The sequence below is a fragment of the Halalkalibacterium ligniniphilum genome, from assembly GCF_000334155.1.
Classification (GTDB): Bacteria; Bacillota; Bacilli; order Bacillales; family Bacillaceae_D; genus Halalkalibacterium; species Halalkalibacterium ligniniphilum.
The window spans coordinates 16,964-32,381 of the sequence record NZ_ANNK01000014.1 but is presented as its reverse complement, the minus strand read 5'-3'; the positions used below and the strand labels follow the sequence as shown (position 1 = coordinate 32,381).

Genomic DNA, 15,418 nt, shown 5'->3' with positions numbered 1-15,418 from the left:
CTTCATATAAAAAGGGGTTGGAAAAAAACGACGTAAGCTATAAATAATCGCAATTCCCACTAGGAACCCAGATGTAAAGGTAAGGATGCTAAATTCATCCTGAAGATTCATCCACAAAAATGCGATGGCGAGATTAATTAAAACTTGAACGGGCAATTGGATCACCTCTCTGTCATTAAAATCTCGGGAAAAAGTACGATACAACGATGATCGATATTAAGAATCACCGTTAAGGACCGCTTCAATATATAGATTCGGGTTCATTAAGCCCTCCGCAGCTTGCTCCACATAAAGGTTGATGCCTTCTACACCCAAACCGAGGGCAATCGTCATGACGGTTAACAGACCAATTGGGAGCAGGAGCCCTGACGTTGTTCCCTTCTCCATGTCTAGACTGAGATTCGTTTCACCCCAAAAGCCATTCATGAATATTTTCATTAATGAATAAAGCACCATTAAGCTTGTGAGTAAACCAATACCTCCAAGCCAGTAGAGCCCTGCTTCAAAGGTTCCTTGTGTAATAAACACTTTGCCAATAAAACCACTTAACGGTGGAATTCCTGCTAGTGATAACGCAGCAATGAAGAACATCCAGCCTAACAATGGATGATTGCGGATGAGCCCACTTATTTCTTTCAGCTTGCTCGTGCCCACAAGCACAATCATTGTTCCTCCTAGAAGGAAAATGAGTGCTTTGACAATCATGTCATGAATCAGATAATAAATCGAACCAATAACTGCAGCCGACGTAAAGGCAGCGAGCCCTGAAAGAATTAAGCCAACAGCTACAATGACGTTATACGCTAAAATTTTTCGTATGTCCCAATAGGCCATTGCCCCGATGCCGCCTAACAACATCGTCAAGCCTGCCATGATTGCAATCAGCATGTGGGTAACTCCCGGTTCATGGTAAAACACGAGGGTGAACATACGAAAAATCGCATAGATCCCCACTTTGGTTAAAAGCGCCGCAAAAATCGCTGCTACGGCAGTTGGCGGAGCACTATAGGAGCCTGGTAGCCAATAATAGAGTAAGAGGCCCGCTTTTAGTCCAAAGACAATTAAGAATAATATTGCCACGGTTGTCAGCAATCCGTCTTGTCCAGCCTCAGCTACCCGTTGAGAGAGATGGGCCATATTTAACGTACCCATGATCGCGTACAAATAGGCAATCGCAACAAGAAACAGAAACGACGACAACACGTTAATAAGCACGTACTTAATCGACTCACGAAGCTGTACCCTTGTTCCCCCAAGCGTAATTAAAACGTAGGATGCAATCAGCATCACTTCAAAGTTAACGAACAGGTTAAAAATATCTCCTGTTAAAAACGATCCGTTTACACCCATGATGAGAAATTGAAGGAAAGGGTAAAAATAAAACTTTTCCCGTTCTTCGCCAATTGAACGAAATGCGAACAAAAGGCAGGCAATGCTGACAATGCTTGTTGTTAGGATAAGCAGTGCGGCAAACATATCAGCGACGAAGCTAATACCGAATGGCGCCTGCCAGCCACCTAGCTGCAGTGTTTGGATTCCATTTATGGAGATCTGATGAACGAGAGTTGCCGAAGCCAGACCTGCCAACACGATTGAGATGACACTCAGCCATTTTTGGAACGTGATTTTGTATCTGAAAATCGCCATCAGGATGCCTGCAATGAATGGTATGAGCAATGGTAATATGACTAGGTTATTCATCTTCCGTACCCCTTAATTGATCCATATCGTCGGTCCCTAATTCTTGGTAAGCACGATAAGCCAAGACTAAGAAAAGGGCGGTGACCGCAAAGTTAATGACAATTGCCGTTAAGATAAGCGCCTGTGGCAAGGCATCCGTGAATGAAGCCGTATTTAGCTCCAATAAAGGTGGTCCTCCTGTTTTCAGTCCGCCCATTGTAATGAGCAACAGATGAACACCGTGGCCAATCACCGCAGTTCCTAAAATGATTCGCAACAGGCTTTTTGTTAAAACAAGGTATGTCCCCACTGTAAAGAGGACGCCGATAAGTAACGACATTAACGTTTCCATATCTAATCATCCTCACTTATAGATAGAATTATTGTAACCGCCGTTCCAATGACCGCCATCGCCACTCCAACATCAAATAGAACCGATGTGGCAAGCTCCGTTTCCCCAAAGAGAGGCAGGTCAAAATAGTCGAACGTATGACTGAGAAAGGCTGCGTCAAAAAGAAAGGAGCCAACGCCAGTCAACACTGCAATCAAGACGCCCACTAAAGCGACCATTTTAAAGTCAATCGGAAAAATCTTATTGACTGTTTCAACATCAAAGGCAAGGTAGAGGAGAACAATGGCAGAGGCAGTTACGAGTCCGCCGATAAACCCTCCACCTGGATTATGGTGTCCAGCCAAAAACAAATAAACAGAAAAGGTCAGGATAACAAAAGCTGCAACCTTTGTGACAGTTTGTAAGATGACATCATTGATTTTCACTCATTATCCCTCCCAGCTAATCGAAGCTTAATTAACGTATACACACCTAAGCCCGCAATGCTGAGTACAAGCACTTCAAGCAACGTATCGAACCCCCGGAAATCAACGAGAATCGCATTGACCATATTACGCGCTCCTGCGAGTTCATAGGAATCCTCAAAATACGTTGAAATCGGCTCAAACACTCGAGCCCCTTGTGCAGAAAGAGCAATGAGTGTAACAACCGTCCCAACACCAAGAGAGATTACAAGGTTGGCCGCTCGGAATCGAACCCCACTCTCCTCTTTTTTGAACTTCGGCAAGTGATAGAAGCAAAGAAGGAATAGGGCAACAGTTACCGTTTCCACGACCAGTTGGGTTAATGCCAAATCCGGCGCTCGAAAGTTAACAAACATCAGAGCAACCATATACCCGAGCACACCAACAGCTACGATGGCGGTTAAACGGGATTTTGCAATCAAAACACCTATGGCTGCCACGACCATGACGGCAACGAGTACGACTTCATAGACGCTAACAGGTGCGTTTCCAGACGGATCATAGCTAAAGCCTTGAAGCATCACGACCGCTCCACCAAGGACGACAACGATAAAACCAAAGATGTAGAGCAAATAGTCACGAATAAAACCAGTCATATGGAAAGCTGTAATCCCGTGCGATGCCTTCTCTACTTTCTCCAACCCAAGATCATAGGCATGATTTAATGTTAGCTGTTCAGGCATCACACCGTAGAGCCAGGACCATTTCTTTAACGAAACAAACAGTAAGCTTCCAAAGGCTACCACACCAATGGTCATAAATAATTCCGTGTTCCATCCATGCCACGCATAAATTTTTACGTCAAATCCCCCACCCGCTTCTATAAAGCTTGGCAAAATGGCTGCCATCGCTGGTTCAAGTAAGTTTTTTGAAAGGATGTTCGGAAAAAAGAAAAACAAGACAACAAGTGAAGCGAGCACAATGGGTGGAATTAACATACCGATCGGTGCTTCGTGGGCCTCTTTTTCAAGCTTCTTCGGCTGATAGGTTCCTGTAAAAGTTTTAAAGACGAGAATCATCGAGTAAATAAAGGTGAAGACACTAGCAACCCACGCAATGATTGGAAACAAAATCCCCCATGTTTCCATTTGGAAAATATTCAACTCTGAGGCGTTTAGCACACCTGTGAAAAACATCTCTTTACTGAGAAACCCGTTAAATGGTGGCAGCCCTGCCATTGAAAAGCTTCCAATTAAGGCGATCGTGAACGAGATCGGCATAATCGTCATTAAGCCACCGAGCCGGCGAATGTCACGGGTCCCTGTTTCGTGGTCGACAATCCCAACAACCATGAAGAGGCTCCCTTTAAAGGTTGAGTGATTTATAAGATGGAAGACGGCTGCTAAAATGGCTGTTGTATACATCGCCGATTCGTTTCCGTAGCCAAAATAGAGGGCTGCAGAGCCAAGTCCTAAGAGCGACATGATCATTCCTAATTGGCTGATCGTCGAATAGGCAAGGAGTGCTTTTAAATCGGTTTGCTTTACTGCAAAAACGGAGCCCCAAATGAGGGTGACAATCCCAATGGTTGATACGATCCAAAACCATTCCACGCTCCCGCCAAAAATTGCGGTAAAGCGGGCCACTAAGTAAATCCCTGCTTTAACCATCGTTGCAGAGTGCAAGTACGCACTGACAGGGGTCGGCGCCTCCATTGCATCAGGCAGCCAAATATGGAATGGAAATTGAGCAGACTTTGTAAATGCACCGAGCAAGATAAGGATCATCGCTGGTACAAACAGTCCATGGGCAGCGATTTGATCGACTTGACCGAGCATTTCACGAATGCTGTACGTATCAGTAATAATGGAAAGCATAATAAAGCCCGCAAGCATTGAAAGCCCGCCAAAAATCGTAATCAACATTGATTTTTGCGCACCGTAACGGGATTGCTTACGTTGGTACCAATAAGCAATCAAGAGGAAGGACGACACACTTGTTAATTCCCAAAACAAGTACAAAACAATGATATTATCGGAGAACACAAGACCCATCATGGCGCCCATAAACATGAGCAAGTACACATAAAAATTGTGAAGCGCCTCACGTTCCTTCGCCATGTAATAGACAGAGTAGAGAACAACAAGTGCCCCGACCCCTGAAATGAGAAGACCGAAGATGAGGCTTAATCCATCGACATAGGCTGTAAAGTTAATCCCCAGAGACGGGATCCAATTTACGGTCTCGTAGGAAGTTTGTCCCCTTGCAATGAGGGGAATGTAGCTCAGCAAATAAGCAAATAAAGCCACTGGCACCACAAAAACAAACCAGCCCGTATGAATACGCGGAAGGTACTTATAGAAAAACGGGACAAAAATAGCAAATATAAATGGGAGTAAAATGATCAAATGTAACCAGGACAACAATGTTACCTCCTTATGCAAGATTCCTTATGTGCACTTGTTCGCACGTTGCAGTCAATCTTCTTCTCGGCGTCATCCTTGAGAGCAAGGTATTTGAATACTTAGAGACGCAAGCTGAAAAATCCTGCACACCTATCGTCTAGGCCAATCAGATTAACTGCCGATTGATTCAGACGATAAATGTCTCTAATATCCTCTGCGTTAAGCTTCAGGCCAAGAGTGAGCTTCACATGCTCCGCTCTCACCTCGTCACAGCTTGCCGCCTTTCCTTACAACTCAAGAACTCTACAAGCCTAATGTAACAGGTCGAAAGCTAGAAAAGAAAACCAGCTTTTTATCCAATAACCCCAGCTTTTTTACATCATAAGGTTGACCTCAGTATGCTTTATTAAATGAATATTGATAGCGACTTAAACAAAGCGCAAACTACTTACCATCAATGGCTTACACAACTGAAAACATTCATTTAGGGAGAAGCGAGCACTTTTTTATGCTTACCGCCTACTTATCGTACAGAAAGAGCGAAAGCAAATGCCTTCAACACAAAAAGGATCATTCCTTTTGTAAAGGGGGAAATCAGTGAAGTGAGACGCTAACATTCAACATCTTTAACTTATCCTATGAAAAGGATAACAGAATAAAACGTCAACTAGCTTAAATACGGTTCTGTATCGCGTGAAACCGAGATGGTTTACAGAATGCATAGGGACCCTTCCCTATCTTTGACAACAGCAAGCCATTTACCTTCTCAACAACCTGTATCAAACGAAGAAGATTTTGACATGCACCTAAACATGCTTTTTAAGGGGCTGGGACAAAAGCGTTTCTATTGATGAGAAATCCGAACGTCATGATCGTTGCTGCATCGCCTTCGCTTCGGAAATATACTTCGCTAAGGTTGTGCATTGTTCGCTTTTTCAATCATACACCTTAGTATGTCCCAGTCTCTTTTTAAAACGTGTACAAGTAAAGTATATACTAAAACGCAAACGCATGCACATCATCGGCTTTGTATTGCACGGTTTGTTAAATAATTGTCACTTTTAGCCTAATTATTATCATTATATAAATAACACCCCTTCCATTTATGGACAAGTAGGTTTTATTGTTCGAGCGTCACCTTGGGTAAATTTCAATTTGGCCCTTTTGATTTCGACAAAATCTACCATTTCTAAGTGTCCTACGTTATGGGAACCCTTTTATGTACCGACAGCTTTATCGGCTGCAGGAATAGAGGGCATAATTGCTTTTTTTTAGTTGTTATATTATAATTTCTATTTAAAACCTTCCATTTCGAATTGACAACATCAGGAAGGATCAGCTATAGTCATTTATAGTCTGAGGCTTTAAGGCCTCTTTCATTTTATTCCCAGGTGTATGAGGTGAACGTGAAATGAAAAAAATTAAAGGGCGGATGGATGAGAGCATTTTAGTCTGTGTTTACTATGGACCAAATGGAGAGCGCTTAATTCGCCGTGGCTGTAAAATTGCCAGCATGCTAGACTGTCCTCTCTATATATTAACCATTGACCCAAAACCATTTGATGAGTTAGATGCGGAGAAGTCTGAATATATTTCAAAATGGAAGCAATTAGCTGAAGAGCATGATGCGGAGGAGTTTATTCTTCGTGATAATGAAAAGCGCCCTGTTGCCAAGGTCATTGCAGAGGTAGCCAGAGAAAAGCACATCACGCAAATTATTATTGGGCAAACTGCGCAAAGCCGCTGGGAAGAAATTGCAAAAGGCTCCATTATTAACGTATTGCTCCGTGAAATACCATTTATCGATCTTCATGTCATCTCTGTTGCACGAGGTCTTAAAGACCATGAGGGGCATTTTGAAAAAGGGGTTCGCGCCTATTTGATCAAAGAAGGCGACCACTATCGCTTAAGCTTCAACCATACAAAAGACATTGCCCACGAAGGGATTTTCTTTAAAGAGCTAGGAACGGACTTTAACAACGGTGTCTTTAAATTTATGCATGACAAAGAAACGCTTCAAGTGCATGTAACGGATGACATCGTCAAAGAGCTGAAGAACGTTAGTCTTTCAGAGGTTCAAGGGGAAGAGGAAACGAACGAATAAAAATGATAAGGGGCTGCCTATAAGTCAGTAATTTCGACTTAAGGACAGCCCCTCATTTTTGTGGAAAAGGGGACGGAGCTTCAGTACAAGCTGATGAAACAATGAAGCCCTTCCGCTCACCCCCCTTCTGGGCTCTCGTCATGAAAGCGAAAAAGTTTTATTATTTATTCTCTTTTTCATGTTGTCAATATACGTCTGAGGAATCGTTTTTTCTAGTGAGTGATTAGCGTATGCGACGATTCCCCGTTCTCTTTAAAAAATGAACGGATCATCAACTAGCTTAGGTTGGCAGGCTGACGAAAAAGACACCCTCGCTTTTAGTACGAAAGTGTCTTAGGATTTAAAAATATCGCTTTACGCCAAGATAGCGTTCGTTCCAGTAGCTTGAGGTCATGTTGCTGATGGTCACACCGGACGAGGACCCACTATGTATGAATTGCTGATTTCCGATATAAATGCCCGCGTGTGATGGGCCCTTTGTGTACGTTTCAAAAAATACGAGGTCGCCAACTCTCGGCTCCGATACCGTTCTTCCTGCATCCCAAATGGCTGCAACCGTTCGAGGAATCTGCACTCCATTGTTGTGGAACACATAATTTAAAAAGCCACTACAGTCAAAACCGCTTGGTGTGGTGCCTCCCCACACGTACGGAACACCGATTTGCTCAGAGGCGTCGGCGATAAGATTCATGACGTTAAATTCACCGCCGCTTGGGTTCGTCGGCTCTTTCGGTGCTTGATTGCCTCCGCCACTTCCCTTGCCTCCGTTCAGCTCATTTAGCTTGTTCCACGTCTGTGCGCCGGCAATCCCGTCCGCTGTGAGGCCATGCTGCCTTTGAAATGCACGTACAGCATCTGTGGTGACCGAACCGTAATATCCTGTTGGCTCCGACCGAAAGAAGCCATACCGCTTCAGCTCCGATTGCAAGCGAGTCACAGCCTCCCCTTGTGAACCATTTCGCAAGGTCGGCGTTCCGTGTGCCAGTGGCGGCTGGGGAGCCGGCGAAGTGACGCCTGGCTTTGAAGCTGCTGCTTGCTCAATCGCACGTAAGGTCTGGGGACCGACGATCCCATCCACTGTAATCTTGTGTGAACGTTGGAATTCACGAACCGCCCGCTCCGTGATTGGGCCAAACTGTCCATCAATGCCCAATTGTAAAAAGCCAAGCTGGTTAAGCTGGGTTTGCAGCTGACGAACCGAATCCCCCCTTGCACCAATCCGTAACGTTTGGAAGGCTGGGGAGCCCGCAGACACCTTTTGTGTCGGCTGGCTAATGGACTCCATTTTCACCGCTGTTGCATTTTGCAAGGCACCAAACGTTTGAGGTCCCGCAACGCCATCCACGGTTAATCCGTTACTTCGTTGAAAGCTTCGAACAGCCTCCGTCGTGATGCGCCCATAGTAGCCCGTTACACCCTGTGTAAAGTAGCCTGCCTGCTTGAGCTGTTGCTGTAGCTCTCTCACTGCTGCCCCTTCCGCCCCTTGACGGAGGATCGCCGGTCTTGCCTCTTGCGCACTGTTTGCCCTTACTTGCCCTCTGGCCTCTTCTTCATTCAATAGGGCTTGTATGGTCCCAAGGGTCGCTTGTCCTGTCTGCGGAAGCCCTTTTGCTTTTTGGAATGCTTTTACGGCCTCTGCCGTGATCGAGCCATAGTAGCCTGTTGACGTGTGGTGTTGGAAATAACCTTTCGCTCGTAACGCTTCTTGGAGGTCCTTTACATCGGGATTGTCCATCCCTTTCGCAAGCGGCTGATCACCTAGTGCTGCTTGTCCATTCATTGGCACAGCCAAATAAAGACCTGCCGCAAAAGTTGAGGAGAGAACCACTCGTTTCATTGCCGAATGTCGTTTCACCCTGAAAAAACCTCCCTTTCCTACATAAATCGTCACATCGGTTCAATTCGTTAACATTCTTTTCATCTGTTTGTCGACGTTTTACGTCTATTTTACTTGAAAACGCTCCAAAATGGAGGGCTTTTTCTTAACTTCCCTCGAAATTTCTCAAAAACAGGAAAAAAGACACAGAAACCTTTCAGTGCCTTTTAATATAAAAGAAAAAGCTTTTTGGTCAAATTTAGCTTATTCTGCAAGAAGAAGGGAGTCTTCAATTGCGGCCACTTTTCACAGAAAAAAGGAGAGCGCTTCCCTTAATGATCCACGTTCTCCTCGTATGCAAACATTCAAATGATTTTTTGGTTTTGCTGTGTTTATCGAGTTCCTTCTTCGTCTTCGTCATCCATGTCCATATCCATATCAGCATCGTTATCCATATCCATGTCCATATCAGCGTCATCATCAACTGCCGGATCATCCACCGCCGGATCATCTACTGCCGGATCATCTACTGCTGGCTCATCTAATGCTGGCTCTTCAGCTGGTGCTGGTTCTTCAGTTGGAGCTGGCTCATCTACGATCGTATCATCATCAGCTGGCTCTCCACATGCGGCTAAAACTCCTAATGCTAATACAGCAGACGCAGTCGTTAAAAATAGTTTCTTTTTCATCGTTTTACTACCCCCTAATTCAATTTAACTAACATGACATTTGCTGTTAGTATGTGTGTATCGTAGCAAGGATATTCAGTAATGTCTACCGATTGCAGGGTTTTTTGGCAATCTCTAACTAGCTTCACAATCTCTCTCATAATTTTTTACATTAAAAATAGGAAATACGTAATAAACAAGGTTTAAAATGTATGAAAAGTGGTTAAGCACCTGAGGATATTGTGTTTTTCCCCACCTTTCCGTGCCCTTTCCCCTGACGGTTTTAATCAAAGATTTCGTGCTAGATTTTTACACAAATTTACTTTTTCTACTTTCCTTCTGTACAGTTTTACCATTCATGGATGGTTGAACGAATTTTTGCTTATCCCGGTGTAGAAAAGGGCATTTTCCCTTAATCGGCTCGATGTCATCGCCGATAAAAAATTGTTTCCATTCATGGTGTGCTGGATCTCCATAATGACTGATGTCGGGATGCTTCGGTAATTGATCCCACTTTTCAACCCGTTCTCTGACTTTCTCCCGCGACATGATCCCCCCCTTTTCAGTACCCTCCAGCCCTTGAAAAATTTTACGAGGCTGAAATCCGAGCACCAAGCAATTTCCAAGATTTCTTGTCTTCCTTTGTTTATAGGCAGGGGCATTTCCAAAAACAAAGATCGGTTCACCTGAAAAGTGAAAGTCCCACAAGTAATGATCGGGATCAATTGGACTTCCTTTTGGCCAAGGACTCGGGTCATGCTCATGCAAATATTGAAGAATCCTCCAAAAGTATGAACGGTAATGGCTGATGTCACCTTCTTTGTCTTCTGGCTCAACAAACACAAACAGACCGTGTCTTGGAAATGGCGGGTCTTGGAAAAGGCTTAAAAAGCTCTCAATCGCTTTCGGTAGATTTGACCAATCGTCTTGTGTAACATAGGCATAGCGGAGCTCTCCTTTGTTTTCAGCTTTCATTCCAAAATAACAAGGAAAGGTAGGGTCTGTGACAGTCTGATGAAATGTTTGGTATTCACGAAGAAGCCATTCTGGGATTCGTTTTGGATTTGTCATATCTTTTTTTGTCAGTAACCACTGATTTGCTAATTGTGCGTTCATACTCCCTCTCCTTTATTCAAAAGATATTGCTCTTTTTTCATGGAGCATTAAAAACCTACGATAAAGTTACTTATTTATTTTCTTGTACAGGTTATTTCCGGTTTCTGCATTATTTAGAACATGCACAGAAAAGAGAATCACAGCAAGCCCTAGCAGGATGAAACTTATTTGTCCCCCTATTCCAAAAGAAAGCCCGGTAAATGCAAGGGTGAGCAAAAGGACACTTAGTATTGCGATCATTATAACTACCTCTCTTTCATCTCATTGTTGTTCCATTCCTTTTCTCGTTTTACCCGTGTTTTAAACCTCCTTATTAAAGGGGGCTTTCTGCTTATTGAGGAAAAGAGGCATTGCTGAGCAGGCGATGAGTTACACCGCTATTCCACTCGAGCAAAACCAAACTATGTATTTTCTTTTTATTCCAGCAAATAACGCGGCGACTTAGGAAGGGATACTTTTTGCATGTAAAAAAATAAGCGCCCATAATTGGGACGCTTATTTAAGTACAGATTCATTTAATTTGATTCTTTTCCGCCTTTACGGCCGATTTCTTCAAAATGTTCTTTTCCGTATTCACGCTTTACTTTTTCTCCGCCTTTTCGACCTGCTTCTTCATAGCTCATTTTCCCGTTGTTGTTCTTGTTGTTGTTGTTATTGTTATTGTTGTTGTTGTTGTTTGCCATTTTAAAAACCTCCTTTAATAAGTTAGTTATGCTATACCTTTTGCATCCAATATAAAAACTCTTATTCCTGTGTGAGAATAAGAGTTTTTATGAGTGAAATCCCAAAAATCGTGAATGAAGGACGATAAGCATTGCTCTCATTAACTTGAGGCTGAGACAAAAGAGTTTTTATTGATGAGAAATCCGAACGTCATGATCGTTGTTGCATAGCCTTCGCTTTCCGCGGGCGGCTGGTGAGCCTCCTCGTGCTTTTCGCACTGTGGTTGCCTTTGATCCCGCAGCAGTCTACGTCTGTTCGTATTTTCAATCATACACGTTCGTTATCTCCCAGCCTCTTGTTCTGCTTCTCGTTTATTTTTTCTTCCATTAAGGCTGCAATGTCGTAAGCATGAATCTGGTTGCTTTCCTTAAGTCCGTTCACAGCGTTTTGCATTCTTTCGATCGAATGATTTTGATTGAGCTTCCATTTTCCTTCAATTTTTTTGACCATAATTTCAAAGCCGACAATGCCATTCATTAAACCATCAATAAATGGCTCCTGAACATTTGCCTTCCATGGTGCTGGCATCGGATCTTCATAGGCAGCAACCGTCTTTTCAATCAGTTCCACCAACTCGTCTTTTGCTTTGATCACCCTTACTGTTCCGGTAACATGGGCGGTAACATAATTCCATGTTGGGACCGTATTTTCTTCGTGGTACCAGGACGCTGATATATATGCATGTGGTCCTGGGAAAACAACGAGCACCTCTTTCCCATCGAGCTGCTGCCAATGAGGGTTGGCTTTTGCCATATGGCTAATAAGAACACCGTTGTCCTTTTTGTATTCTTCAAGTAAAAATGGCAAGTGAGTGGCAAAGGGTCCGTCCATTTCTTGGGAAAATAAAATTCCAAAGCTATTCGTTTTTATAAAATCAGCAAGCACTTGTTTGTCGCTCTCTTCGAAGGCTTTCGGTATGTACATGGCCGTTCCTCTCCTTCTCATGTCCTCTCACCATTTAGTGAATGGAGATCGTATCTCCAATTTTAATGTCACCTGTTTTCATAACCGAAGCATAGACGCCAAAATGGTTGTTTCTTTTATCCACAACTGCTTTTAATAACGATGAATGACGAAACGCCGTATCAGGGTTCACCGTAATGATCATACATCGCTCGCAAGGCCTTTTTATCTCAAGCTCTACCTCGGTGCCAATTTTCAGTCTTTTCCCGGTCCATGTTTCTTCAATAAAAGGAATGTTATCCTTTAAGGCAATGAGAAGATTCGGGCGAAAGCGTCTCGAATCAATCTTGTCTCCCCAAATCTTTTGTATTTCTTGAAGCGATGCATCCGTCACGAGTAAAAGATGTTCTTCCTCGATTGCTCCGAGCGGTACATTTGTTGGTTCATATTGAATCGGGGAGAGCACTCGGTTTGATAACTGCTCCATTTCCCGGGTCAGCTCTTCATCGCCCCACTTGAGCACTCTCTGGTCTGGTGTCATGATCTCTACCTTAGGAAACCGATTTAATGCTTCCTCGCCAACAAATCTTGCTTGGTACAGGACCAGTTGCGGAGCCTGAGTAATCGTTAAAAATGCATGGTCTCGTGTTTCGTCTTTGAAGGCATGGCTTCGATCTCCATACAGCCCATATGGCATCACCTTTGCTTTCTGTACAGCCTCTCCTGTAAATGACTTAACCGGATGACGGAAAAGCTCTTTCACGTGTCCAACTTTCATTGGAGATCCACTCCTTTTTCCAAACAACTTTCTGCTTCAAGTACAGCAAAACAGCAATCAATATTGTTTGCATGTCTAGGTTAACATTAGCGTTTTTTTCATCGACACGACGTTCACATTTCCTTTTGGCTTTGGAATACGTTCTTTTTCGCATATATGATACCCTATTGATTCATACAGATGGATGTTTCTCGGCACATCGACACGTACTTTGCACGTAATTGTCGCTTTATGGTGCTTTTTTGCATAATTCTCAAGTACTTTTAAAAGCTTTTTTGCCACCCCTTTTCCTTGATGCTCAGGTACAACTGAAAGCCGAAAAAAATATATATGATCGTCACGAACATGAAAGCGCAGCATCCCTACCGCTTTATCTTTTAGATAATGAATGAAAGCCTGTTCATCCTTCTGTAAGCCGCTAGAAATCGATTCAATCGTTTCATCTAATGCGCTTGAAGGCGGTTCAGCATGCCTGTACTCCTCAAAAGCACGTATCATCAAAGCATGAATGATTGGCGCATCACCAGCCGTTGCTAATCGATTTTCCATTTCAACTTCCCTCCGTTGGACGTATTTTCACGATTTAAACATAAAAACATACTAGGTGCATTTGCGTCTCTTTCTCGATAGTAAATGAACATCTTATAAATATACAACATTCATAATAATTATTCAACCATTTCAATAAAAAGCCCCTCAGTACGCGCAGCTGAGGGACGAACCGTTACAAAAGGTTCACTGGTTTTTCAATCACCGATTTCATTTGATGGAGCATTGCTGCACATTTTTCAAAAGAAAGGGGCTTACTAAAAAGATGGCCTTGCGTATGCTCACAGCCTTCATTGCGAATAAGGGTCAACTGCTCTTCTGTTTCCACCCCTTGGCAAATGACCGAAACATTTAAGCTTTTTGCCATACCAAGAATCAGCTTAGCAACCGCACTGCCTACAGGCTCCTCTGGCGGAACAAGGGATTGGTTAAATTTAAGCGCATCTACCGGAAACGCTTTCATCCGATTTAGATGAGAGTAGTCGGTACCAAAGTCCTCAAGGGAGACATGAACACCAAGCTTTCTCACTGCCAGGAGCTTTTCAGCGCTTTCCTCCAGTTCTTCCGGCTTGAACTTCTCCATTTCTAAACATAGAAACGCTGGCGTGATTCCCGACGAGACGAGGACATCTTCAACCTTTTGAACAAAGCTTTGTTGCTGAAAAAACGCTTTTGAAATATTGACTGAAGCCATAAGCTGATCGTGGCCGTTTTGATGCCACGCTCGTACCTGCTGACAGGCACGGTTTAACACCAACAAATCAATATCCTTTATCAGCCCCGTTTCCTTGGCAGCGGATAAAAAGGATTCAGGTAACAGTAGGCCTCTCTCTGGATGATTCCAGCGAACGAACGCCTCGACACCATACACTTTTCCATTTTGAACATTCACTTGAAGCTGGTAGTAGACTTCAAGCTCATCGTGCTGGATGGCTTGCCGCAGCTCTGTTCCGAGCAGCAACTCCTGCTCAAGCTCCTGATTGAGCTGAGGATGATAGACATGAAAGCTATTCCTGTTAGTTCTCTTTGTTTCATACATTGCTCGATCCGCATTCGTTAATAGCGTATCCCCGTCAATACCATGCTCTGGATAAAAGCTAACCCCGATGCTTGTTGTCATGTAATGCTCGGTTCCAGCCACATAAAAAGGTTGCTCGAAGGCTGAAAAAACCTCGTCAATGATTGCATACACTTCCTCTTTCGATTTCAAATCAGGAAGAATAGCTGTGAATTCATCCCCACCAAATCGACTCACAATGCCCCTGTCGCCAATTGCTTCATGAAGACGACGAGCCACATCAATCAGCAGCTCGTCACCTGCATTATGTCCATAGGAGTCATTGATTTTTTTAAATCGGTCCAAATCAAAAAACAAAAAAGCCGCCTTATCTTGCGCTGGTGAATACCGGCTTAGCCTCTCCTGAAGCTGCTCCATGAAATAATAGCGGTTCGAAAGCTGGGTAAGCCCATCATAAAATGCCAGAAATGACATTTGCTTTTCAGCCATTTTTTGCTCCGTTACATCCCGCATGACACCAATGTAAAAGCAATCTTCTGACTGCTCTTTATCCACCTTTGTCACGGTAATGAACGCCCAAAAAATCTCGCCATTCTTTCGTTTGTTGATGATTTCACCAGACCATGTCCCGTTTTCGTTTATCTCTTGCCACAGCGCTTTATACACTGACGTTTCTGTTTCTCCTGACTTAAGGAGGCTAGGATTCTTCCCTTCAGCTTCAGCAAAGGAATAGCCTGTGATTTTTTCAAAAGCGGGATTGATCGCAATGATGCGATTGTTAGCGTCTGTGAGCATTAATGCGTCATTCATTTGACTAAACAGTTTCCACACATTTTCTTCATCCTTCGCAAACCGCGAAAATGCTCCATCCATAATCTAGTCCCCTTTATCTCCGAACAATC

At 43.5% G+C, this 15,418-nt stretch carries 13 protein-coding genes; 1 reads left to right on the top strand and 12 read right to left on the bottom strand.

Annotation, left to right across the window (positions count from 1 at the left end):
- Nucleotides 1-216: 216 nt before the first annotated feature.
- From BLT_RS0101405 to BLT_RS0101390, 4 genes are read right to left on the bottom strand one after another with little or no spacing between them, the layout of a single operon-like run.
- Nucleotides 217-1,701, bottom strand: coding sequence for a Na+/H+ antiporter subunit D (locus BLT_RS0101405; RefSeq protein WP_017726049.1), 1,485 nt, complete (start codon nucleotides 1,699-1,701; stop codon nucleotides 217-219).
- Nucleotides 1,694-2,032: a Na(+)/H(+) antiporter subunit C gene (locus BLT_RS0101400; protein ID WP_017726048.1), complete on the bottom strand. Its 339-nt coding sequence runs from the start codon at nucleotides 2,030-2,032 to the stop codon at nucleotides 1,694-1,696. Before BLT_RS0101400 ends, BLT_RS0101405 begins: the two co-directional genes overlap by 8 nt.
- Before the next feature lie 2 nt (nucleotides 2,033-2,034).
- Nucleotides 2,035-2,457, bottom strand: a complete 423-nt coding sequence (locus tag BLT_RS0101395; protein ID WP_017726047.1) for a Na(+)/H(+) antiporter subunit B — start codon at nucleotides 2,455-2,457, stop codon at nucleotides 2,035-2,037.
- The gene (locus BLT_RS0101390) at nucleotides 2,454-4,859 is read right to left on the bottom strand and encodes a Na+/H+ antiporter subunit A (protein ID WP_017726046.1); all 2,406 of its coding nucleotides are present in this window, start codon (nucleotides 4,857-4,859) and stop codon (nucleotides 2,454-2,456) included. Before BLT_RS0101390 ends, BLT_RS0101395 begins: the two co-directional genes overlap by 4 nt.
- A gap of 1,393 nt (nucleotides 4,860-6,252) precedes the next feature.
- Between BLT_RS0101390 and BLT_RS0101385 the strand changes: the two genes are divergently transcribed.
- Nucleotides 6,253-6,945, top strand: a complete 693-nt coding sequence (locus tag BLT_RS0101385) for a universal stress protein (RefSeq protein WP_017726045.1) — start codon at nucleotides 6,253-6,255, stop codon at nucleotides 6,943-6,945.
- Between the two features lie 340 nt (nucleotides 6,946-7,285).
- Here BLT_RS0101385 and BLT_RS24795 read toward each other — a convergent pair whose 3' ends face one another.
- The 8 genes from BLT_RS24795 to BLT_RS0101330 all read right to left on the bottom strand — a co-directional run bounded on the left by BLT_RS24795 (nucleotide 7,286) and on the right by BLT_RS0101330 (nucleotide 15,389).
- Entirely contained in the window at nucleotides 7,286-8,800 is a 1,515-nt protein-coding gene (locus BLT_RS24795) for a C40 family peptidase (protein WP_017726044.1), read from the bottom strand.
- Nucleotides 8,801-9,153: 353 nt separating this feature from the next.
- On the bottom strand, nucleotides 9,154-9,450 hold the full coding sequence (locus tag BLT_RS0101375) for a hypothetical protein (protein ID WP_017726043.1): 297 nt from the start codon (nucleotides 9,448-9,450) through the stop codon (nucleotides 9,154-9,156).
- Nucleotides 9,451-9,738: 288 nt separating this feature from the next.
- The gene (locus tag BLT_RS0101370; protein ID WP_017726042.1) at nucleotides 9,739-10,545 is read right to left on the bottom strand and encodes a YqcI/YcgG family protein; all 807 of its coding nucleotides are present in this window, start codon (nucleotides 10,543-10,545) and stop codon (nucleotides 9,739-9,741) included.
- A gap of 515 nt (nucleotides 10,546-11,060) precedes the next feature.
- The gene (locus tag BLT_RS22865) at nucleotides 11,061-11,228 is read right to left on the bottom strand and encodes a hypothetical protein (protein WP_017726039.1); all 168 of its coding nucleotides are present in this window, start codon (nucleotides 11,226-11,228) and stop codon (nucleotides 11,061-11,063) included.
- Between the two features lie 307 nt (nucleotides 11,229-11,535).
- Nucleotides 11,536-12,192, bottom strand: coding sequence for an FMN-binding negative transcriptional regulator (locus BLT_RS0101345; RefSeq protein WP_017726037.1), 657 nt, complete (start codon nucleotides 12,190-12,192; stop codon nucleotides 11,536-11,538).
- Between the two features lie 34 nt (nucleotides 12,193-12,226).
- Complete coding sequence (locus BLT_RS0101340) at nucleotides 12,227-12,949, bottom strand: MOSC domain-containing protein (protein ID WP_017726036.1); 723 nt, start codon at nucleotides 12,947-12,949, stop codon at nucleotides 12,227-12,229.
- A gap of 75 nt (nucleotides 12,950-13,024) precedes the next feature.
- A complete protein-coding gene (locus BLT_RS0101335; protein WP_017726035.1) occupies nucleotides 13,025-13,498 on the bottom strand; it encodes a GNAT family N-acetyltransferase in 474 nt (157 codons plus the stop codon).
- 175 nt (nucleotides 13,499-13,673) lie between these two features.
- Nucleotides 13,674-15,389 carry a putative bifunctional diguanylate cyclase/phosphodiesterase gene (locus tag BLT_RS0101330; protein WP_017726034.1) on the bottom strand — a complete coding sequence of 572 codons (1,716 nt, stop codon included), beginning with the start codon at nucleotides 15,387-15,389 and terminating at the stop codon, nucleotides 13,674-13,676.
- Nucleotides 15,390-15,418 lie beyond the last annotated feature (29 nt).